The sequence below is a fragment of the Luteibacter anthropi genome (assembly GCF_011759365.1).
In the GTDB taxonomy this organism is placed as follows: domain Bacteria; phylum Pseudomonadota; class Gammaproteobacteria; order Xanthomonadales; family Rhodanobacteraceae; genus Luteibacter; species Luteibacter anthropi.
Genome location: NZ_JAARLZ010000001.1, coordinates 510,788 through 531,576, shown reverse-complemented (window position 1 = coordinate 531,576; position 20,789 = coordinate 510,788). Strand labels below are relative to the sequence as shown.

Sequence of the window (20,789 nt, the reverse complement as noted above, 5' to 3'; positions counted from 1 at the left end):
GATCAGATCTCGGCAGCGAGCTGGTCGAGCAGCGCCTTGTGGGCCGCCGGATCGATTTCACGCTGGACGATCTTCTCCGCGCCCTGGACGGCAAGCTTGCCGACCTGTTCGCGCAGCTGCTCACGGGCACGCTGTGCCATCGATGCGATCTCGTCCTGGGCCTGGGCCTTCAGACGGTTGATCTCGTCGGTGGCTTCCACGCGAGCCTTCTCGATGATGGCGTTGGCCTGGGCCTGTGCCTTGTCGATGATCTCGGTGGACTGCAGGCGGGCCTGCTTGATCTCGGAAGCGACCTTGGCGTCGGCATCCTTGAGCTCGGCGCGCGCGCGCTCGGCCGCGGCCAGGCCCTCGGCCACCTTCTTCTGGCGCTCCTCGATGGCACCGTTGAGCTGGGGCCAGATGAACTTGGTGGTAAACCAGACCAGGATCGCAAAAGAGATCATCTGGCCCAGGAAGGTCATGTTGATTTCCATGATCTCTCCGAAAGACTCCGAACGCTTGTGTACTGACGATCACCGTGACGCCAGGGCGTCACGGTGACGGAACGAACGGCTTCTTAGCCGCCGACGGCGGCGCGGACGGCGCCGACCAGCGGGTTCGAGAACGCGAAGAGCAGCGCCACGGCGAGACCGATGATGAACGCCGCGTCGATCAGGCCGGCGAGCAGGAACATACGGCCCTGGAGCAGCGGAACCAGTTCCGGCTGACGGGCGGCCGACTCGAGAAACTTCGAGCCCATGATGGCGATACCGAGACAGGCGCCGAGCGCGCCCAGGCCGATGATCACGCCGATGGCGATGGCGGTCATGCCCTGCACGTGGGCGAGAAGCGAGGCGAGTTCCATGGTGTTCTCCTGGATAAACGAATAGCGAAAGGTGGAAAGAAAACGAACTGAAAGAGGGTGGAACGTCGGTGCGGTGAGTTAGTGGTGTTCCCGCGCCGTGGCGATGTAGACGATCGTCAGCATCATGAAGATGAACGCCTGGAGGGCGATGATCAGGATGTGGAAGATCGCCCAGGCCGTGTTGAACACGACGCCAGGCACGAAGCTGACCCAGCTCACCATCAGACCGGCAATCAGCATGAACACCAGTTCGCCGCCGTACATGTTGCCGAACAGTCGCATCGCGAGCGACACGGGCTTCGACAGGGTTTCGACGACGTTGAGAAGGAAGTTCGGGATCACCAGTACAGCCTTGGCGATCGGGTTGTGTGCGTGGAACGGGGCGGTCATCAGTTCCTTGGTGAAACCGAAGCCACCCTTGGCCTTGATGCCATGGCCGATGACGATCAGCAGCACGGCGACCGACAGGCCCACGGTGGTGTTGATGTCGGCGGTGGGCACCAGGCGAAAATAGGTGTGATGCGCCACTTCATGACCCGCGAAGGTCTGGATGAGCCAGCCGGCCAGGTCGACCGGGAGAAGATCCATGGCGTTCATGAAGAACACCCACATGAAGATGGACAGCGCCAGCGGGGTCACCGTACGGCGATCGCCGTGGAAGGTGTCCTTGACCTGCGTGTCGACGAACTCGATCGCCAGCTCGACCAGGGCCTGGCCCTTGGACGGCACGCCCGAGGTGGCCTTGCGCGCGAACAGCCAGAACCACAGGCAGAACACGACGCCCAGGCCGAACGAGATGATGATGGAGTCGGCACGCAGGTTCCAGAACCAGAAATGATCGGTGCTGAAATTCACCGTCATATGGTTCAGGTGGTGCTGGATGTATTCGGTCAGACCGCCTTGCGGTTCGCTCGCCATGCCTCAACCCTTGAATCTGAATGCAAATACGTTGACCGCGTAGCCGACCACCAGGCCCACCAGAGTGGGCAAGGGTGGCAGCTTCCACTGAACCAGAATGAGCAGCAGTCCACCGATGAGCACGACCCAGCGAAGGATCATGCCCACCAGGAACCGCATGAACGTTGCTCCCGCTCCACCCAGCGCACCGAAGGCTCGCGCGGCAAGCAGCGCGGTGCCCATGGCGACGATCAGGGTGCCCCCGAAAGCGGCCAGACCGGCCGACCGCCCCTCCAGGGTGAAAGCGAGCCCTACGACAACGGCTATCACCAGCTGCGCGATGACCACGCGCATGGCTAGATGACGACCGGCTGCAAGACTGTTGAGCAACGCGAGGCTCCCGTGGTTACGCGCAAGGCGGCACCAGCTGGTTCAACGGGCCACGGTGTAATCCGGAAAAGTATACCAGCGGCGTAAACGACTGGACAAGCGAGGAAAGGGCGCTACCACTCGCCGGCGCGACGATCCGTCGCGTCGTTGGAACGCCGGCGCGGCGGGGTCAGGCCCTGGCGGGCCGGCCCACCATCGCGCCAAGTGACGTGGCCGTTGCGACGGCGACGTCCATGATGTCCCCTGCGGCTGTCGCGGCACGCTCGACGCCCTCGCGCTGCAGGTGCTCGCCACGCGCCAGGACGGCACGCAGGGCATCGGCATCGGGAGCGAGCATGACATCGGCCATCAGGCCGGTCGCGGCCCTGGCATGTCCCTCGATGGCCTGCAGATGCAGGTCGGCGACACGTTCCATGCTGCGCCAGGCCAGCGCCTGTGCAGCGGCGGCCTGCTCGACGAAACGGGCGAAATCGGCGTATCCGTTTGCGTTGGCCATGGGTGTCTACCGTCGGGGAACGGGGGGATGCCGGAGTGTAGTCCCGCCTGCTGCAAGGCAGCAACCATAATTTGTTGCGGTGACAGGTTTTCGTTTGCCGGAAATGCCCGTATCCGTCAGCCGGTGTATTCGGCGCCGGAGGTGCAGGTTTCGTGGACCACCACCTTGCACAGCAACGGGACCTCGGGACGCAGGTGCTCGAAGATCCAGCGGGCAAGGTTCTCGCTGGTGGGGTTTTCGAGACCCTCGATATCGTTGAGGTAGTGATGGTCGAGACGGTCGTAAAGCGGCTGGAAGCGGGCCTTCAGCTCGCCGAAATCCATGACCCAGCCCAGCACGGGATCGGTGGGGCCCTCCACGTGCAATTCCACATGGAAGGAGTGCCCGTGCAGCCTCGCGCACTTGTGCCCTTCAGGCACATTCGGCAAGCGATGGGCCGCTTCGATGTTGAAGGTCTTGAAGATACGCATGGCCGGTCCGGGAGGCTGGTGACCGCCTAGTTTAGCGGCACCCCCGTCAAAACGCGTGGATACGGCAGGTCTTCACGATCCCTGTCGCATTTCCGGCGATGCGACTGGACTTTTCCCCGATGAACGGTTGCAGTGGAAACTTCACGCGGGGGCGAGGGGTCCCGCGCACAGCCTGCCCATAGCGCTCACAAGGAGGCCTTCGATGGGCCCTGGTCGTGATTCGCCCGGTGGTTCGCCCGTGAGCGGACTGGCCGAGGAGGTATTTGCTGCATTGCCCTGGCCCTGCGTGGTCTGGCCCCGGGACGGGGGCCCGGCCGTCATGGCCAATGAAGCTTTCCGGCGCGAGTTCGGGAGCTTGCTTCCCACGAGCCTGCCCGACTGGTTCACCACGCACCTGGAGCCGGGCAATGCGAACGACGAGTTCGTGATCCGCATAGCGGAACGGGCGCCGCGCCGGTTCCGGCTGACGCGGCAGCCGCTGGATCTCGCACCGGCCGCCTTCGACGCCGCCTTCCTGATGCCCCTGCCGGACGACGAACCCGGCAGCGACGAGCCCACGCCCAACAGCTTTGCCATGCTGCGCCCGGACGTGAGCCTGACCCGGCGCGAATCCCAGGTGCTCGACGGCATCATGAGCGGCAAGCTCAACAAGGTGATCGCCGCCGAACTGAACATCAGCCACAAGACGGTGGAACTGCACCGGGCGAACCTGATGGCCAAGCTCAGGGTTCACAACGTGGTGGAACTGGCCCGCGTGGTACTGGAGCCACCTGCCGTCGGACGACGGGACGAAGCGCCCGCGGAAACCGAACCGGTGACGGGATGAAAAGAAAAAGGCCGCGCCCTTTGGGGCACGGCCTTTTCGTTTTGGTGGCTAGAGGCGGGCTCGAACCGCCGACCTCAGCATTATGAGTGCCGCGCTCTGACCAGCTGAGCTACCTAGCCATGGAACCTGGTCGTTCGTGAGACGGGCTCACGAAGGCCGGGCAGTTTAATCGGGGCTGGCTCGCCATTCAAGTAGTGCCTTGCCCCCGCTTCCGGCGCTGTGGTTGAATCGGGGCGAAGCGCGACGGTTTTCGTAAGCGCGCCGGGGTTTTGCGGAGGGTTGATGATCGACGCAGATGGCTACCGACCGAACGTGGGAATCGTCCTCCTCAATGGGGACGGGCGCCTGTTCTGGGCGCGCCGCGTCAATCGCGACGGCTGGCAGTTCCCCCAGGGCGGCATGCGCAGTGACGAAACGCCACTGGAAGCCATGTACCGCGAACTGGAGGAAGAAACCGGCCTGCTGTCCCATCACGTCGAAGTGCTGGCCGAGACCCGTGGCTGGCTGCGTTACCGCCTGCCGAGCCGTTTCGTGCGCCATCACCAGCGCCCCACCTGCATCGGCCAGAAGCAGGTCTGGTTCCTGCTGCGCCTGGTCGGCTGCGAGGGCGACCTGAAGCTCGATGCCTGCGAGAAGCCCGAGTTCGACCTCTGGCGCTGGGTCGATTTCTGGTACCCGGCCAACCACGTGGTCAACTTCAAGCGCCAGGTCTACGAACGGGCCCTGCGCCAGTTCGCCCCTACCGTCGAGACGATCTGCCGGGTCGAGGTGGGCCGCTGCCCGCAGCAGGCCGAGGCCCAGCGCCGGGCCGTCGAGGGCGGCTAGCCTCCCGTTCACAATCGCGCGGTTGACAATCGTTCGCATTCGCGTTCGAATGCGCGCCATGTACATCTGCATGTGCAATGCCGTCACCGACCACGCCATCCGCCGCGCCGCGGCCGAGGGCGTGGAGTCGTTTTCGGAACTCCAGGCCCGTACGGGCTGTTCCGACTGCTGCGGGGCCTGCGAGTCGGAAGCCCGCCAGTGCCTGCGCGAGGCCGTGGCCGAGACCCGCTCCGTACTGAGCTTCCTGCCCACCCCGGCCTGAGTCGGCACACCGCGTAGCGCGGACGCAAACCGTCTTCATTCTCGTTACGTCATCGTCTTTCCGGGCGACGTATAGTCGCACCCTGCTTATCCAGGGAGACCCCATATGAAGGGCGACGCGAAGGTCATCGAATACCTCAACAAGGTGCTCTACAACGAGCTGGCCGCCATCAACCAGTACTTCCTGCATTACAGGATGTTCAAGGACTGGGGCTACAACGAGCTGGCCAAGCACGAGTACGAAGAGTCCATCGAAGAGATGAAGCACGCCGACAAGCTGATCGAGCGCATCCTCTTCCTCGACGGCCTGCCGAACCTTCAGCACCTGGGCAAGCTGCGCATCGGCGAAAACGTGGTCGAGGCCCTTCAGGGCGACCTCGATCTCGAAATGATCGCCACCAAGGACCTGCGTGAAGCCATCGCCTACAGCGAAGGCATCCACGACTTCGTGAGCCGCGACCTGTTCAAGTTCATCCTTGGCCAGGAAGAAGAGCACATCGACTGGCTCGAAACTCAGTTCAGCCTCATCAAGGACATCGGCCCCGAGCGCTACATGCTCAGCAAGGTCGGATCGATCAACCACGATTGATCTCAGAAGGGCCGCCGCAAGGCGGCCTTACTGTTTCCGGGTCTGCGGCACGGTTCCTTGACCGTTCCGAAACACAAGGGCTATACCATCGGCCCTTCACGTTTCATCCACGGACCCGTCCATGGCCCCACGCCATCCGCCACGGTTCGTCGTGCGTACGCTCGACGACGCGGCCCGCGAACGCCGCCGGCGCCTCCTGCTGGGAGGCGGCTGGGCCGTGAGCGTGGCGTTGGCCCTGCTGCTGGGCGCGTGGTACGGCGGCCGCAAGCCAGCCAGCACGGCCGGTCATGGCGATGCGCAGCGCACGGCCACGGAAACCGAAGACCTCCGCCAGCAGGTGGCCAATCTCCAGCGGGATGCCCAGGTCGGCGATGTCGCCACCCGCGAGCTGAAACGCAACCTTGCCGAGCGCGACGAGGAAATCAGCGGCCTGCGCACCGATCTGGATTTCTACTCCCGGCTGGTCGGCGGCGACAGCCAGCGCCAGGGCCTGCGCATCCAGGGCGCCCGTGGCACGCCGGTAAAAGACTCCCCGCAGGCCTGGAACCTCGTCGTGACGCTTACCCAGAACGCCCGCCGCGGCGAGCTGGTGAAAGGCACCCTCCACCTCAGCGTGGAAGGCATCCAGGCGAGCAAGGTCGTCACCCTCGAAGGTGCGGCCCTCGGCCAGTCCGGCGACCTCGTGGACCAGCCCTTCTCCTTCAAATACTTCCAGCAGGTGCAGACCAGCTTCACCTTGCCCACCGGATTCCAGCCGGCACGGCTGCGACTGGTAGCCGCCGTGCCCGGCGGCGAATCCGTGGACACCACGATCGCCTGGACCGACGCCACCCGAAACGAGGACACCAACGATGTTCGGCAGTAACCGCAAGACCCAGCCACCCGCCGTAAGCCCCGCCGCCACCAGTCTGATCGCCCAGGGCGTCGTCCTGCGTGGTGATATCGACTTCCGTGGCGCGCTGCACCTGGACGGCACCATCGAGGGCAACGTACGGGCGGAGGGTGATGGCATTCTCACCATCAGCGAGACCGGGCGTGTCGTCGGGCGCGTGGACGTGCCACACGCCGTCATCAACGGCGGCGTCACGGGCGACGTCGAAGCCCGCGACCGCCTGGAACTGGCGCCGCTGGCCCATATCGAGGGCGACGTGCAGTACCAGGTGCTGGAAATGGCAGCCGGCGCGAAGGTGAACGGCCGGATGATCCATCGGGCGCCCCCCACCGTGCGCCAGCTCGCCGAAAGCGCCACCGAGGTCACCCGGGCACTGACCAAGGCTTGACCTGTCACGGATCGGCGCCATTATGGGCGCATGAACAACCCCTTCCCCATGGCTCCCACCGCCGCCGCGCCGGACTACCGGTCGGCCGGTGCACCCCTGATCTTCACCGAGGCCGCTGCCCGCAAGGTGCATGAGCTGATCGAAGAAGAAGGCAATCCGTCGCTCAAGCTGCGCGTGTACATCAACGGCGGCGGCTGCTCGGGCTTCCAGTACGGCTTCACCTTCGACGAAGACCAGGCCGAGGACGACCTCGCCATCTCCCGCGACGGTGTCACCCTGCTCGTCGATCCGCTCTCCCTCCAGTACCTCACGGGCGCAGAGATCGACTACAAGGAATCCTTCAGCGGCTCGCAGTTCGTCATCCGCAATCCCAATGCGAAGACGACCTGCGGCTGCGGCTCGTCCTTCAGCGCCTGAGCCACCGGGCGTGAGCGCACGGATGGATCGCGACAAGGCCGTGGCGGCGGAAGCCCGCGAGAACGTCTTCGCAGGCGTCGACATCGATCGCATGGCCGAACGCCGCGACGACCGCCTGTGGGTGGAAGAAACCGAACGCGCAGCGGATACCCGCTTCCTGGTGCTCGATACCGAAGGCCGCGCCATGGCCCTTACCGGTGCCGACCTGCCGCAGTGGATGTCGTCGAACATGCGTGCCGAACGCTTCGGCGACGTGCCTGCCACCTTTCTGGGCCTTGCCCGCGATTCCGCCTGGTTCGCGCTGGTGCTCGACGAAGCCCACGTGGAGATCTTCGTCGCCCTCACCGGAGCGCGTCGCGTCGGCTTGCGCGATGCCGGACTGGCCTTTCCCGCCTTCGAGGCCGGTCTGTTTGCCTTCGCCAAGGGCGTGACGCACTGGCAGCGACAGATGCGCTTTTGCAGCCTCTGTGGCGCACCGACGATGGTGGTGTCCTCCGGGCATCGTGTGCAGTGCACGAATCCGGACGAGCCCCACCTGCACTTCCCTCGTACCGACGCGGCGATCATCGTCATCGTCGAACACGAGGATGCCTGCCTGCTCGGGCGGCAGCGCGGCTGGCCCGTGGGACGCTACTCGACGCTGGCCGGCTTCATCGAGCCCGGTGAGTCGCTGGAAGACGCCGTGAAACGCGAAGTACGCGAGGAATCCGGCGTCGAGGTACTCCACGCCACCTACCATTCCTCACAGCCGTGGCCGCTACCTGCCTCGCTGATGGTCGGCTTCACCGCCACCGCGAAGAACCGCGACATCCGCCTGCGCGACGACGAACTGGAAGACGCCCGCTGGTTCACCGTGGCCGACATCGTCGAAGGCATGGCCAACGGCACGCTCGGCGTACCGCCACCGCTATCGGTGTCCTACCGGCTGATTGAGCACTGGCTCGCAGAACGAGGCGTCAGCCTCGATGAACTGGTTTCAGCCACGCCCCGCCGCTGATCCACAGCCCGGCGCCCTTCGCCTACAATCGGGCCATCGACACGCGGACTGCATCGTCATGGCCCTACGCCTCTTCGCCGTACTCATCGCCCTGGTCATCGTCTGGAGCGTGCCCCAGCTTGCCCGCTGGCGCGACGATCGCTGGTTCCGCGCCTGGGTGAGCCGGCTGGGCGATCTCTCCGGCGCGGGTCGCGTGGCGGTGGTGCTGCTCGTACCCGTCATCGGTTGCGCCATCATCGGCGGCATCCTCCGCGCCCTGCCCCTGTTCGACATTGCCTGGTTCGTCTTCGCGGTGCTGGTGCTGATCTATGCGCTGGGACCGCGCGAAATCGAGACGGACCTCGATGCCGTCCTGCATGCCCCCGACACGCTTCGCCGCGAAGAGGCCGTGGCCGCCCTGCGCCAGGACGAACAGCCCCTGCCGTGGTTTGCACCGGCGCTCGTGGAAGCAACTTTCTACGCTGCCCTGCGTCGTCGCTTCGGCGTGTTGTTCTGGTTCTTCGTTCTGGGCCCCGTCGGTGCCCTCGGCTACCGGCTGGCGCAGTTGCTGGGCCGCGACGCATCGCTTTCGCTGGATGGCGACGCACGCTCTGCGGCGCGACGCCTCGTGGACGCACTCGACTGGATCCCCGCACACCTCATGGTGTTCGCCATGGCCCTCGTATCCGACTTCGATGCCGTGGTCGGCGCGTGGCGCCATTGGCACCGTCACTCCGGCAGCCCGCGCTCGCGCCTGGAACCGGATTTCCTCGGCGCCGTCGCCCGCGCAGGAGTCGATGCCGACGTGGAAGCCGGCGACGGCTACGTGCAGGACGTAAGCGACCCCATCGCGGAACTCGAAGACGCACGCCGCGTCATACGCCGCGTGCTGATCGTGTGGCTGGCCGTGGTCGCCGTGATCGTGCTGGCGGCGTGGTTCGCCTGAGGCTTCACCTCAGGCCTTGTCGCCACGCAATTCGACCACGCGCTGTTCCAGCACGACGGCATTCGCACTGCCCACGGGTAGCGCCGTGCCACCCACCAGCTCGATGCGCGACCAGAACCGGCGCGGCAGGCGGGCACGATGCAGCGCATCGTCGCGACGGCTGAAGATGCTTCCCCACATACCCCGTAGCGCCAGCGGCACCACGGGCACCGGGCGACGCGCCAGGATGCGATCGACGCCAGGCCGGAAGGGTGCGATCGAGCCATCCTTCGTCAACGCCCCTTCGGGGAACACGCAGACGACTTCCCCCGCAGCCAGCGCCTGATCGATCTTCTCGAAAGCCTCTTCCATCAAGGCTTCGTTTTCGCTGCGGCCGGCGATGGGAATCGCCTTCGCCGTGCGGAACACGAAGTTGAGCACGGGAATGGAAAATATCTTGTAGTACATCACGAAGCGCATCGGACGGCGCACGCATGCCATCAGGATCAATGCGTCCATGAAGCTGACGTGGTTGCACACCACGAGCGCGGCACCTTCATCCGGCACGTTCTTCAGTCCATCCACCCGCACGCGATAAAGCGTATTCACCAGCACCCAGGTGATGAATCGCATCATGAATTCGGGCACGAGCGTGAAGATGTACACGGCCACCGCGATATTCATGAGACCGGTAACCAGGAAAATCGTCGGCACATCCAGGCCAAGCAGTGTCAGGCCGATACCGAAACCAGAGGCAATGCAGATCAGCAACGCATTGACGATGTTGTTGCCAGCGATGATGCGCGACAGCTTGTCGCGCTGTGCCCGGCTCTGCACAAAGGCAAACAACGGCACGACGTAGAAACCCGCGAAGGCACCGATCATCGTCAGATCGAATGCCACGCGCCATGCACCCGGCGCGGCAAGGAAACCCTTCCAGTCGAGCATCACGCCGACGGGAAGCGTGGGATGGGCAAAGAAGAGATCCACGGCAAATACGGTAAGGCCGAAGGCGCCCACCGGCACAAGGCCGATCTCCACGCGACGCCCCGACAGGCGCTCGCACAGGAGCGAACCGATGCCGGTACCCAGCGAGAACAACGTCAGGGCCAGCGTATTGACCGAGCCATCGCCGCCGAGGATATGACGCGTGTAGTTCGGCAGCTGCGCCACCATCACCGTGCCGAAGAACCAGAACCAGGAAATGCCGAGCACCGCATTCCAGATGGCGCGGTCTTCATGCGTGATCTTCAGTACGCGCGAGGTTTCGCTGACCGGATTCCAGTTGAACTTGAGATCGGGTGCCGTGGCCGGAGCAGCCGGAATGGCGCGACAGACCAGGTAACCCGTCAGAGCAATGAGGATGGTCGCCGCCGATGCCGCCAGTGTCCCATAGCCCGGAATCAGCATGAGCGAATTGCCGACGATCATGCCGATGAGCATGGCCAGCTGCGTACCCGTCTCCACGAGGCCATTGCCCCCTACCAGTTCGCTACGCTCGAGCGCCTGCGGCAGGATGGAATACTTGATGGGACCGAACACCGTGGAATGCATGCCCATCAGGAACAGCACCACCAGCAGAAGCGAAACATGATGCGTGAAAAAGCCAACGGCGGCGATCGCCATTGCCAGGATTTCGAACAACTTAACGAAACGGATGATCCGGGCCTTCTCGAATTTCTCGGCCAGTTGCCCCGCCGTGGCGGAGAAGAGGAAATACGGAAGAATGAACAGCGCCGGCGCAAGATTGGTGTAAAGCGATACCGTCTTGTCCGGAAGCGCCATCTGGAAGGCCACAAGCATGACCATGGCATTACGGAATGCGTTGTCGTTGAACGCACCTAGTGCCTGGGTCCAGAAAAACGGCGCGAACCGGCGCTTGCCAAGGAGGGAAAACTGGGACATGCCATGCGCAGCCTGATGGTTTGGAAGCAGTGTATCCCAGAGGTCCGGCATCACGGCAAGGCAGGCACCGACAGACGCCGTGGCCATGGCGCCGGAGACTGCATGCCCCAAAACAACGATCAAGGAGCGATCATGCCCACTTTGCAAACCCCCAGGGCCATTCTGGCCGCACTCGCCACTACAGGGTGTCTGGCCGCAAATGCGGAGGATGTCCGCCTTCCATCTTCCGCCTATGTACCGCACATCGAGATACGCGATGGTGACGCTTTCGAGGGGAACCGGAGCATCCATCACGACATCGTGGTCGTACGTGATGTCAACCGGTACAGGGATGAGAAGGTCATTCTCGTCCGCTCCACCGTCCAGCAGCGGCCTTCTTACGCCGGCCTGGTCTGGCCTTTTGACGAGCCGGAGCACGAATATGGCATAGCCCTGAGCATGGCGGACGCCTACCATGTCTGGACACAAGTCGTGGCGCCCGGGCTGCCTGGCGACCAGGTAAGGCTGGTGCGTCAGGCGCCGCGATCCGATGGCGCCACCGACCGCACGATACAGGACAAGATCAGCTTCAAGACCAGTGTCGGCATAGGAACCGGAGTCGAAACCAATGGCCCCCTGGCCAAGGATGGCGGCCTTTCCCTGGGCAAGCTACCGATCAGCTTCACGAGCGGGTTAGAGCAATCGACCGAGCGTACCGTCAGCATGACGCTGAAGGACTATTTCACGGATAGTTTCGTCACCAGAACCGACTACTCGCAGGTAGCGGCGTGGGCATTCCGCCTTGCTCCCGATATCGCCAACGACCTGTGGTACTCGTATTCACACTATCGCATCGGTCCAGGCTGGCTCTACAACCTCGCGAAGTTCACACCCATGATGCAACAGGCGGCCATCGAGGTGGTTTCGGAATGGCGGATTCCAGGCAGCTATGAAGGTCCGATATACATCTGGACAAACAGTCGCGTTGACTCGCGCACGCGAAGCGGTCAGGCCGGCGCCAATTTCGTGGAACGTGACCCGGCATCCGAGGTCAGCCATCTCACGGAAGTGGACATGGCTACACCCCAACTCGCCAGGCAGCAGGTCGTCAGGCTTCAGTCGCTGTCCGGCAATGGCGATTGTCTCACCCAGAAGCACACGGACAAACCCGCGATCACGCTGGAATCATGCACCTCGGGCGATGTGATGCCCGAACAGCAATGGTATCTGGATAACGACAGTACTTATCGCAATCGTGCGAGCGGCATGTGCCTCGCCGCCGATGTACTCAGCGGAGGTGCCGCAGCCGAGGCATGTGATGGCGCCATGCTCAACAAGCAATGGGAATGGCGCGCCGACCGAATCCACTCGCGTTTCATGGATGGCGGCGCATGGCGCCTTTATGTGCGTGACGGAAAGCCCATGACTATCTTCGACCCTGTCAGGCATCAGAACACCCCCAGCAATCCGTTTCATGCATTGCTGAAGCCATGGTCGTCATATCCGCACGCGCCTACCCAGGGCGATGTGGTGCCTGCCCTTGTCGGAACCTCACCCCAGATATCGCAAGGCCTGCTCAGCTACAAAGCCATAGGCAATGACGAGCGCTGGCAGCCGGTTCCCGTCGATTCAAGTCGTTAAGCTCACCAGCTGACGAGCAGCCCCTGCATCATCCGTCATGCCCGGGCACGAGGCGGCGTTCATCAATGATGGCGTCGCCTCTTTTTTTATCCGGGAGATCCGCCATCGCAGTTACCCACGCCTTATCGTAGCCATCATGCACCCTACAGTGTAGGCGCCGAGCCCTCCTTCACTTTAGGAGTTCACCTACAGTCGTGACCGGGCGATGTAGGCAATCTAAGCCTACCCACCCCCACGCCAAAGGATTGGCTATGAAACATCGATACCTTACCCTGGCTGTATCCGTCGCCTTGTTGCATGCCGCCACCTGTTCTGCCTCCTCCGTCGTCATTCCACTGTCTCCTCTCCCACATGCCGAAATGGCGGCCGCACTTGTTCCAGGTGCGACACCCGATACCGCAGATACGCGAATCACCCGTGCCTTTGACGGCCGGGTCGCGTGGATACACGAACATGACCTGGACGATCCTGCCGTACGCCGGCATGCTCATGCCGCGCTCGATGCCGGACTGTTTGTCCTCGTAACGGCGACTGGCGCGCATCGATCCAATGGTTCGAACATCTTCGGCATCGAAGCCACCAGCCAGAGGACGGTGTATCACCGGCAGGCCGGTGGAAAACTTGAAGCAGCGTCGGTCGCCGATACCCTGATGCCATCGGAAGCATCGACACTCATCGCCGACTGGATTGACCAGCGCACGGTGCGCCCGGCGATTACTTCACGATGTGCCCGGCTGATGAACGGACCTGGAGCCCAGAGCACCTATCATCCGCGAAAAGAATTCAGCAAGACCGAATTTTTTTCCAATGGCCGCTCGATCGAGTATGACGTCGCTGTCGTTCGCCAGATCAGGGCCGGTAATGACAACAAAGTCATCTCTATAAAAACCACAACGATCAACCGGCCAACAAGCAATGGCGCCTGGAATGGACAACCCAATGTCGATCGCGGCCGACTGCTCATCATTCCCCAGAAATACGTCGTGCTTACCTCCGTGCAGCCGGTAGGTGATACCGCAGACATCCAGCTGGACCAGGCACAGCCCATGGGACGTGGCCCGTCTTCGGAGCAGATCACTTATGAAACCGAAGTCCAGACCCAGGCTGGATCGAACACAACCGGAAAGATCGTCGATTTCCTGAGCGGCTTCGTCGATGGCCCCAAGGGCGCACTCGCGAAGTTGCCTGTGCTTTTCTCGACGCCATCGGATCAACGCACCGAGAGGAAATCAAGCACGACAACCCTTACCGACTACGGTGTCGAACTGACGAAGCTCAAGGCCCCCAATGGCGCTGAGCAGGCCATGTGGATCTATGAACTGGATAGATCCATCCAGTTAGACAACTCCCGCTTCGAAGATGGGGAAGACGGGCAATACAAGAACTACTCGATGAAGAAGTCCACCCCCATGATGCGAGCCGCGACGCTGACCACGCTGTCGACCTGGAACGTGCCGGGTCACTGGCGAGGATCGGTCGACCTGACGACCAGGGCTACCATTCAGAACATCCAGTTCAGGGATCCGAAGCTGGGAGCGCCTATCTTCTCTGCGGATAAACGGGACGATATCCATGTCACGTATCGCGTAGACCTTGATTCTCCGCTCCTGGCCAGACAACCCGTCGTGCGTTTGCAATCGAGAGCGATGGATGGCTTTTGCCTGGCCCAGCCAGATGCATCCTCATCGCGAATCGACCTCGCCGAATGTGACGCAGGCGAAAGCGGCCCGGAGCAGCAGTGGATGCTGGACGAAGAGCGACGCTATCGCAATCGCGCAAGCAATCACTGCCTCACTGTCAACAGGCAGACCGGCGACATCACCGCCACAACGTGCAAAAGCGGTCTGAACCAACAGTGGACCTGGGCAGCCGATCGCATCGTCGCCGGTATCAATGGCGGCAATAGCGAGCGCTTGCACGTTCTCCATGGGGAGCCCAGCGGCAGATTTATCGAGTCCGCTCACGACCTTGTCGAATTCAATCCACGACACGAACTACTGAAGCCCTGGTCGAACTACCCCGAAGCACCCCGTGCCGGCAGCCTCATTCCCAATCCGGACGGAAAGAGCGACCCGGTGCCTCCGTATTACCTGCAGTTCAAGCGGGTATCCGATGGTGAGCGATGGATCATCAAACCCGTCATGAACGAGCTGTGATGTCCGCATTTGATCGCTCCAGGGCGCGATAGGCGATATCGCGGCGGTGGAACGCACCCGTGAAGTGGATGCGTTCCACCGCCTCATAGGCGTTTTCACGAGCCTGCGCGATCGTGGCGCCCAGTGCGCACACCGTCAGCACGCGGCCACCTGCGGTCACAGGCCTACCCTCGCTATCGGTGGCCGTACCGGCGTGAAATACCTTCACATCGGTACCGAAATCGCCGTCTGCACCGGTAATCACGTCACCCGTACGCACCTTGCCCGGATAGCCGCCGGCCGCGAGCACGACGCCGAGCGACGGACGTTCGTCCCAGATGGCATCGACACGGCCGATGTCACCGTCGAGCGCCGCCTCGACCAGATCCACCAGGTCGGACTGCAAGCGCAACATGATCGGCTGGGTCTCCGGATCACCAAAGCGCACGTTGAACTCGATGACCTTCGGCGCGCCGCTCTTGTCGATCATCAAGCCAGCGTAGAGGAAACCGGTAAACGGTGCGCCATCGGCCGCCATGCCGGCGAGGGTGGGCTCGATGATCTCGCGCATGACGCGGGCGGAGACCTCGTCGGTGACTACCGGCGCCGGTGAATACGCGCCCATGCCGCCGGTATTCGGACCCTTGTCGCCATCGTCGCGACGCTTGTGGTCCTGGCTGGTCGCCATCGGCAGCGCACGCTTACCGTCGGCAATGACGATGTAGCTGGCTTCCTCGCCATCGAGGAATTCCTCGATGACGACGCGCGAAGAGGCATCGCCGAAGGCCTTCTCGCCAAGCATGTCCTGCAACGCCGCCTCGGCTTCCGGCAGCGTCATGGCCACGACGACACCCTTGCCGGCCGCCAGGCCGTCGGCCTTGATCACGATGGGAGCGCCCGTCTCACGCACATGCGCCAGCGCCGGGGCCAGCTCGGTGAAGACGGCATAGTGCGCCGTGGGAATGCGATGACGGGCCAGGAAATCCTTGGCGAATGCCTTGCTGCCTTCGAGCTGCGCGGCGGCCGCGCGCGGACCGAAGCAGCGCAGACCTTCAGCCGTGAAGCGGTCGACCACACCGGCGACCAGCGGCACTTCCGGACCGACAATGGTGAGGCCCACGCCTTCGGCCTTCGCCAGGGCCACGAGGCCGTCGATGTCCGTCACGACCACGGCCGCGTTGCGTAGCTTCGACTCGATGGCGGTACCCGCATTGCCCGGTGCCACGATCACCTCTTCCACGCGCGACGACTGCGCGATCTTCCAGGCCAGCGCGTGTTCGCGACCGCCGCTGCCGATGACGAGGACTTTCATGAGGGGACTCCAGGCCGGGTAATCGCCCATTCTACCCGCCCACCTGTAGGAGCGCGCCTTGCGCGCGACCGGGGGCACGGCGGAGTCTGTCGTTCGGATGCGTTACGGCTTTACCGGTCGCGCGCAGGCGCGCTCCTACAGGGTGGGGTGGATGAGGGCCAGGAGGGCGCCTCTGGGCAGCTTGCCCGTTTCGTTGCGCGGCAATTCGGCCACGAAGCGCAGGGGGCGCGGCAGGAAGACGGGATCGACCGCACTGCGCAGGGCGTTCAGCACGTCCTGTTCACCGAGACCGGGCGCGACCACCAGCCCGGCGATGCGGCGGATACCGGAGTTGTCGGCCTCGTCGAGCTGGAACAGCACGCCGTCGCGCACGCCTTCGATGGCAAGCAGGCGCCGGTTGAGGTCGCCCAGCGAGGCCCGCTTGCCTGCGATCTCCAGCAGGTCGGTGTTGCGGCCACACAACCGGAAACGCCTGCCCTCGTCATGCAGCGTGACGATATCGGCCAGCACGATCGGCTCCGCCAGTTGCGGTGCCTCGACCTGCGTGCCATCGGGCTGCGGATGCAGCGAGGCCCCCTCGTAAAGCAGCCAGTCGTCGTCCGTCGAGGTGCGCCGGCTGGCAAAGACACAGGTTTCCGTCGAGCCAAACACCTCGTACAGCGGCGCACCGAAACGGGCCTCGGCGGCCATCGCCAGTTCCCGTGGCATGGGGGCGGTGGCCGATACGAACGCCGCCAGGGAAGGAAACGCCACTCCCGACTCGACGAGCGCGCGCAGGTGTACCGGCGTGGTCACCAGCACCCGTGGCTCCGGCAGCTGCGCAAGGGCGGCGGCCACGTCCGCAGGAAAGAACGGGCGGCCGGCATGGATGCCGACTTCGGACAGCAAGGGCATGAGCACCGAGGTCTCCATGCCGTACATGTGCTGCGGCGGCACGGTGGCAACGCTGTGAAAGCCGTCGCCGATGACCTTGCGCAGCATCCGTTCGTTGCCTGCATTGCTGGCGACAAACGCCCCCCAGGTTTTCACGTTGGGCTTGGGACGCCCGGTGGAACCGGAGGTATAGCCAATCGCGACGATGGCATCGGCGGCAATGGCGGGCACCTCGCCATAGGCTGGCACGCTTTCGTGCAGCGTCGGCATGCGCACATAGCCGAAGGGCGCCGGCGCAAGCGCCAGATCGCCAATGGCGTAGGCACCGGCATGCTGCGCCATCACTTCGTCCACGGCATGGGGCGCGCGCGAGGGCGGCAGAAGATTGATCTGACCTCGTAGGATCAACGCAACGAAGGCTACGAGGAAGGCGTAGCGGTCTTCGCAAAGATTCACCGCAGCGCTGGCATCGGGCAGGCTCGCCGCCACCCGCTGCGCGTGAGCAAGAAATTCGCCAGCGGACACGGCGCGGCCATCCCTCCACGCGACCACACGCGACGGCGGGCCGGCCAGCAACGGCAGACGGGGCGCGGCAGCACGCCCGGATGATTCATAGACGATCGACAATGGCGCCCTCCCCCTCAGGTGCGGATCATAGCCCCGCTCAGGGCGTCGCGGATGGTGCTGGGGCGATCCAGGCCGCCCAGCGGCGCGTCGAGCGCCGCTTCCAGCCGTTCGCCGAAATACCGTTCCAGCGTCGCCACATCGCGCGCGGGCGGCTGTCCATGGGGATTGGCGCTGGTGGACACCAGCGCCCCGCCAAAGGCCTGGCAAAGCGCCGCAGCGGGCTCGTGGGACGTCACCCGCAGGGCAATGCCATCGTGCGCACCAGCCACCCAGGCAGGAACGTGGGCGCTGCGCGGGAATATCCAGGTATTGGGACCGGGCCATGACGCCCGTACCTGCGCCAGCACCTTATCGGATACCCGGCCGAAGTCGATGTACGGCCGCACCTGCTCGAAGTCGGCGGCGATGAGCAACACACCCTGGGTGGGCGGGCGCTCCTTCAGCGCGAACAGGCGATTCAGTGCCGCCTCGTCGTGCGGATCGCAGCCAAGGCCGAACACGGCCTCGGTGGGATAGGCCAGCACGCCGCCTTCGCGAAGGAAGACGGCCGCATCGCCGACGGAGGAACGATCAAAGCGACACATGTCACTCGGCCGCCGGAGTGGCCGCCTTCGTGGAGGCCTTCTTCGTCGCAGCCTTCTTTACCGCCGTCTTTTTGGCCGCAGTTTTCTTCGTGGCCGTCTTTTTGGTGGCCGTTTTCTTGGTTGCGGCCTTCTTGGTCGCCGTCTTCTTCACCGCAGCCTTTTTCGCCGCCGGCGCCTTCTTCGCTGCCGCTTTCTTGCTGGCCGACTTCTTCGTGGCCTTGCCGCCACGCGGCTTCTTCACCGGAGCGGCCGCCAGCAGTTCCAGGCATTCGGTTTCGGTGAGCGTCTTCGGATCGCGATCCTTCGGGATGCGCGCATTCTTCTCGCCGTCGGTGATGTACGGGCCATAGCGGCCGTTCAACACCTGAACGTCGTTGCCGAAGTCCAGGATGATGCGATTGGCGATGGCCTCGAGCTTTTCCTGCACCAGCTGCGTCGCGCGCGGCAGTTCGATGGTGTACGGATCGTCTTCCGGCTTGAGCGAGGCATAGGTGCTGCCCTGCTTCACGAAGGGTCCGAAGCGGCCGATGCCGACGGTGACGTCCTCTCCGTTTTCCGCCTGACCGAGGTTGCGCGGCAGCTTGAACAGCTCCATGGCCTCGTCGAGCGTGATCGTGTGCATGCTCTGGCCGGGGCGCAGGCTGGCGTAGGTGGGTTTGTCCTCGTCGTCCTTGCTGCCGATCTGCGCATAGGCGCCGTAGCGGCCCAGGCGCACCGACACCGGCTTGCCGGACTTGGGATCCGCGCCCAGTTCACGCGCGCCCGTGGCCTCGCTGCGATCCACGCTTTCGGTCTTGTCGTCCACCAGTGTCTTGAACGGCTGCCAGAAGCGCTCCAGCAACGGCACCCACTGCTCTTCGCCACGGCTCACTGCATCGAGCTCGTCTTCGAGGCGGGCGGTGAAGTCGTAGTCGACGTACTGCGTGAAGTGGCCCGAAAGGAACTGGCTCACGGCACGACCCACGTCGGTGGGCTTGAACCGACGGCTGTCGAGCAACACGTACTCGCGGCTCAGCAGCACCTGGATGATGCTGGCATACGTGGACGGGCGGCCAATGCCGTATTCCTCGAGCGCCTTCACGAGGCTGGCTTCGGAATAGCGCGGCGGCGGCTCGGTGAAGTGCTGGTCGGCGGCGATGGCTGATACCGGCACGACATCGCCCTGGGTCAGGCGCGGCAGGCGACGCTGTTCTTCGTCGTCCTCGCCCTTCTGGTCGCGCCCCTCTTCGTAGACGGCCAGGAAGCCCGGGTCGATGACGGTGGTGCCGGTGGCGCGGAAGGCCGAGTCGTCGACCGGGAACTCCACCGACACGGTGTTGAGCGTGGCGTGGACCATCTGGCAGGCGACCGTGCGCTTCCAGATCAGCTCGTAAAGCTTGCGCTGGTCGTCGTTGAGGAACGAGGCGACGCTGCGCGGAATGCGCATGGCCGAGGTCGGACGCACCGCCTCATGGGCTTCCTGTGCATTCTTGGACTTCGACTTGTAGACCTGCACGGCGTCCGGCAAGGCGGTCTTGCCGTATTCGCGCCCGATCAGGTCGCGCAGCTCGGCCACGGCATCGTCCGACAGTGCCACCGAGTCGGTACGCATGTAGGTGATGAGACCCACGTTGCCCTCGCTGCCGAGGGACACGCCCTCGTACAGGCCCTGGGCCACGCGCATCGTGCGGCTGGTGGAGAAGCCGAGCTTGCGGGCGGCCTCTTGCTGCAACGTGGATGTGGTGAACGGCGGCGCCGGGCGGCGCTTGCGCTCGCGGCTGGTGACCTCGCCCACGGTGAAGCGGCCACCGGCTGCCTTCTCCAGGGCAGAGCGAGCGGCCAGGGCGTCGGTTTCGTTGGTGAGGTCGAACTGCTCGAACTTCTTGCCGTGCAGCTTGACCAGGCGGGCCTCGAAGGCGCCGTCCTGGTGGGTGAGGCTGGCCTGGATCGTCCAGTACTCGCGGGCCTTGAAGGCTTCGATCTCCAGTTCGCGCTCGACGATCATGCGCAGGGCCGGAGACTGCACGCGACCGGCCGACAGGCCGCGCTGCACCTTGCGCCAGAGCACCGGGGACAGGTTGAAGCCCACCAGGTAGTCGAGGGCGCGGCGGGCCTGCTGGGCATCCACGAGGTCGTGGGACAGCTTGCGCGGGTTGGCCACGGCCTCCTTGATGGCCTTGGGCGTGATCTCGCTGAACACCACGCGCTGGACATCCTTGCCCTCGAGCAGGCCGCGCTCCCTCAGGATCTCGCTGATGTGCCAGGAGATGGCCTCGCCTTCGCGATCCAAGTCGGTCGCGAGGTAGATGCTGGTGGCCTTGCTGGCCGCCTTGGCGATGGCATCCACGTGCTTCTCGTTGCGGTCGATGACCTCGTAGGCCATCGCGAAGCCGTGGTCAGGATCGACCGCGCCCTCCTTCGGCCGCAGGTCACGGACGTGACCGTACGACGCCAGCACCTGGAAATCCGTGCCCAGATACTTGTTGATCGTCTTGGCCTTGGCGGGCGATTCGACGATGAGGAGGTTCTTTGCCATGCGCTGATCGATTCCGGAATAT

The 20,789-nt window shown here is 64.0% G+C and carries 22 protein-coding genes and 1 tRNA gene; 11 read left to right on the top strand and 12 right to left on the bottom strand.

The window, feature by feature from the left end; all coding sequences use genetic code 11:
• Positions 1–2 precede the first annotated feature (2 nt).
• From HBF25_RS02245 to queD, 6 genes are all read right to left on the bottom strand, one after another.
• Positions 3–473: a F0F1 ATP synthase subunit B gene (locus tag HBF25_RS02245; protein WP_166946141.1), complete on the bottom strand. Its 471-nt coding sequence runs from the start codon at positions 471–473 to the stop codon at positions 3–5.
• A gap of 83 nt (positions 474–556) precedes the next feature.
• On the bottom strand, positions 557–844 hold the full coding sequence (gene atpE / locus HBF25_RS02240; RefSeq protein ID WP_166946139.1) for a F0F1 ATP synthase subunit C: 288 nt from the start codon (positions 842–844) through the stop codon (positions 557–559).
• Between the two features lie 78 nt (positions 845–922).
• The gene (atpB, locus tag HBF25_RS02235; protein ID WP_166946137.1) at positions 923–1,762 is read right to left on the bottom strand and encodes a F0F1 ATP synthase subunit A; all 840 of its coding nucleotides are present in this window, start codon (positions 1,760–1,762) and stop codon (positions 923–925) included.
• Positions 1,763–1,765: 3 nt separating this feature from the next.
• The gene (locus HBF25_RS02230; RefSeq protein WP_166946135.1) at positions 1,766–2,131 is read right to left on the bottom strand and encodes an ATP synthase subunit I; all 366 of its coding nucleotides are present in this window, start codon (positions 2,129–2,131) and stop codon (positions 1,766–1,768) included.
• 169 nt (positions 2,132–2,300) lie between these two features.
• Positions 2,301–2,627 carry a hypothetical protein gene (locus tag HBF25_RS02225; RefSeq protein ID WP_166946133.1) on the bottom strand — a complete coding sequence of 109 codons (327 nt, stop codon included), beginning with the start codon at positions 2,625–2,627 and terminating at the stop codon, positions 2,301–2,303.
• A gap of 116 nt (positions 2,628–2,743) precedes the next feature.
• Positions 2,744–3,097 (bottom strand): 6-carboxytetrahydropterin synthase QueD, encoded by a 354-nt coding sequence (queD, locus tag HBF25_RS02220; protein ID WP_166946132.1) that lies wholly within the window; start codon positions 3,095–3,097, stop codon positions 2,744–2,746.
• Between the two features lie 202 nt (positions 3,098–3,299).
• Here queD and HBF25_RS02215 point away from each other — a divergent pair, with 202 nt between their 5' ends.
• On the top strand, positions 3,300–3,923 hold the full coding sequence (locus tag HBF25_RS02215; RefSeq protein WP_166946130.1) for a LuxR C-terminal-related transcriptional regulator: 624 nt from the start codon (positions 3,300–3,302) through the stop codon (positions 3,921–3,923).
• A 42-nt stretch (positions 3,924–3,965) separates the two neighbouring features.
• On the opposite strand, the gene HBF25_RS02210 is transcribed toward HBF25_RS02215, so the two are convergent.
• Positions 3,966–4,042, bottom strand: a tRNA-Met gene (locus tag HBF25_RS02210).
• A gap of 163 nt (positions 4,043–4,205) precedes the next feature.
• On the opposite strand from HBF25_RS02210, the gene HBF25_RS02205 reads away from it, so the two are divergent.
• The 8 genes from HBF25_RS02205 to HBF25_RS02170 all read left to right on the top strand — a co-directional run bounded on the left by HBF25_RS02205 (position 4,206) and on the right by HBF25_RS02170 (position 9,217).
• On the top strand, positions 4,206–4,748 hold the full coding sequence (locus HBF25_RS02205; protein WP_166946128.1) for an RNA pyrophosphohydrolase: 543 nt from the start codon (positions 4,206–4,208) through the stop codon (positions 4,746–4,748).
• A gap of 49 nt (positions 4,749–4,797) precedes the next feature.
• Positions 4,798–5,010 (top strand): (2Fe-2S)-binding protein, encoded by a 213-nt coding sequence (locus tag HBF25_RS02200; RefSeq protein ID WP_166946126.1) that lies wholly within the window; start codon positions 4,798–4,800, stop codon positions 5,008–5,010.
• Between the two features lie 105 nt (positions 5,011–5,115).
• Complete coding sequence (gene bfr / locus HBF25_RS02195; RefSeq protein WP_166946123.1) at positions 5,116–5,598, top strand: bacterioferritin; 483 nt, start codon at positions 5,116–5,118, stop codon at positions 5,596–5,598.
• A 121-nt stretch (positions 5,599–5,719) separates the two neighbouring features.
• A complete protein-coding gene (locus HBF25_RS02190) occupies positions 5,720–6,463 on the top strand; it encodes a DUF6776 family protein (RefSeq protein WP_166946121.1) in 744 nt (247 codons plus the stop codon).
• Entirely contained in the window at positions 6,450–6,878 is a 429-nt protein-coding gene (locus HBF25_RS02185) for a bactofilin family protein (RefSeq protein WP_166946119.1), read from the top strand. Before HBF25_RS02190 ends, HBF25_RS02185 begins: the two co-directional genes overlap by 14 nt.
• A 30-nt stretch (positions 6,879–6,908) precedes the next feature.
• Positions 6,909–7,295, top strand: coding sequence for an iron-sulfur cluster insertion protein ErpA (gene erpA, locus HBF25_RS02180; RefSeq protein ID WP_166946117.1), 387 nt, complete (start codon positions 6,909–6,911; stop codon positions 7,293–7,295).
• A 10-nt stretch (positions 7,296–7,305) separates the two neighbouring features.
• A complete protein-coding gene (nudC, locus tag HBF25_RS02175; RefSeq protein ID WP_341778019.1) occupies positions 7,306–8,292 on the top strand; it encodes an NAD(+) diphosphatase in 987 nt (328 codons plus the stop codon).
• Positions 8,293–8,350: 58 nt separating this feature from the next.
• On the top strand, positions 8,351–9,217 hold the full coding sequence (locus HBF25_RS02170) for a cobalamin biosynthesis protein (RefSeq protein WP_166946115.1): 867 nt from the start codon (positions 8,351–8,353) through the stop codon (positions 9,215–9,217).
• Between the two features lie 9 nt (positions 9,218–9,226).
• Here HBF25_RS02170 and HBF25_RS02165 read toward each other — a convergent pair whose 3' ends face one another.
• On the bottom strand, positions 9,227–11,101 hold the full coding sequence (locus HBF25_RS02165; RefSeq protein ID WP_166946113.1) for an MFS transporter: 1,875 nt from the start codon (positions 11,099–11,101) through the stop codon (positions 9,227–9,229).
• A 3-nt stretch (positions 11,102–11,104) separates the two neighbouring features.
• On the opposite strand from HBF25_RS02165, the gene HBF25_RS02160 reads away from it, so the two are divergent.
• Both HBF25_RS02160 and HBF25_RS02155 read left to right on the top strand, forming a co-directional pair.
• Complete coding sequence (locus HBF25_RS02160) at positions 11,105–12,721, top strand: RICIN domain-containing protein (RefSeq protein ID WP_166946112.1); 1,617 nt, start codon at positions 11,105–11,107, stop codon at positions 12,719–12,721.
• 251 nt (positions 12,722–12,972) lie between these two features.
• The gene (locus HBF25_RS02155) at positions 12,973–14,877 is read left to right on the top strand and encodes an RICIN domain-containing protein (protein ID WP_166946110.1); all 1,905 of its coding nucleotides are present in this window, start codon (positions 12,973–12,975) and stop codon (positions 14,875–14,877) included.
• Here the strand turns inward: HBF25_RS02155 and purD are convergent.
• From purD to HBF25_RS02135, 4 genes are all read right to left on the bottom strand, one after another.
• Entirely contained in the window at positions 14,861–16,168 is a 1,308-nt protein-coding gene (gene purD / locus HBF25_RS02150; protein ID WP_166946108.1) for a phosphoribosylamine--glycine ligase, read from the bottom strand. The genes HBF25_RS02155 and purD overlap by 17 nt on opposite strands.
• 135 nt (positions 16,169–16,303) lie before the next feature.
• A complete protein-coding gene (locus tag HBF25_RS02145; protein WP_166946106.1) occupies positions 16,304–17,668 on the bottom strand; it encodes an AMP-binding protein in 1,365 nt (454 codons plus the stop codon).
• A gap of 14 nt (positions 17,669–17,682) precedes the next feature.
• The gene (gene tsaC, locus HBF25_RS02140) at positions 17,683–18,252 is read right to left on the bottom strand and encodes an L-threonylcarbamoyladenylate synthase type 1 TsaC (protein WP_166946104.1); all 570 of its coding nucleotides are present in this window, start codon (positions 18,250–18,252) and stop codon (positions 17,683–17,685) included.
• 1 nt (position 18,253) lies between these two features.
• Complete coding sequence (locus HBF25_RS02135; RefSeq protein ID WP_166946102.1) at positions 18,254–20,767, bottom strand: DNA topoisomerase I; 2,514 nt, start codon at positions 20,765–20,767, stop codon at positions 18,254–18,256.
• Positions 20,768–20,789 lie beyond the last annotated feature (22 nt).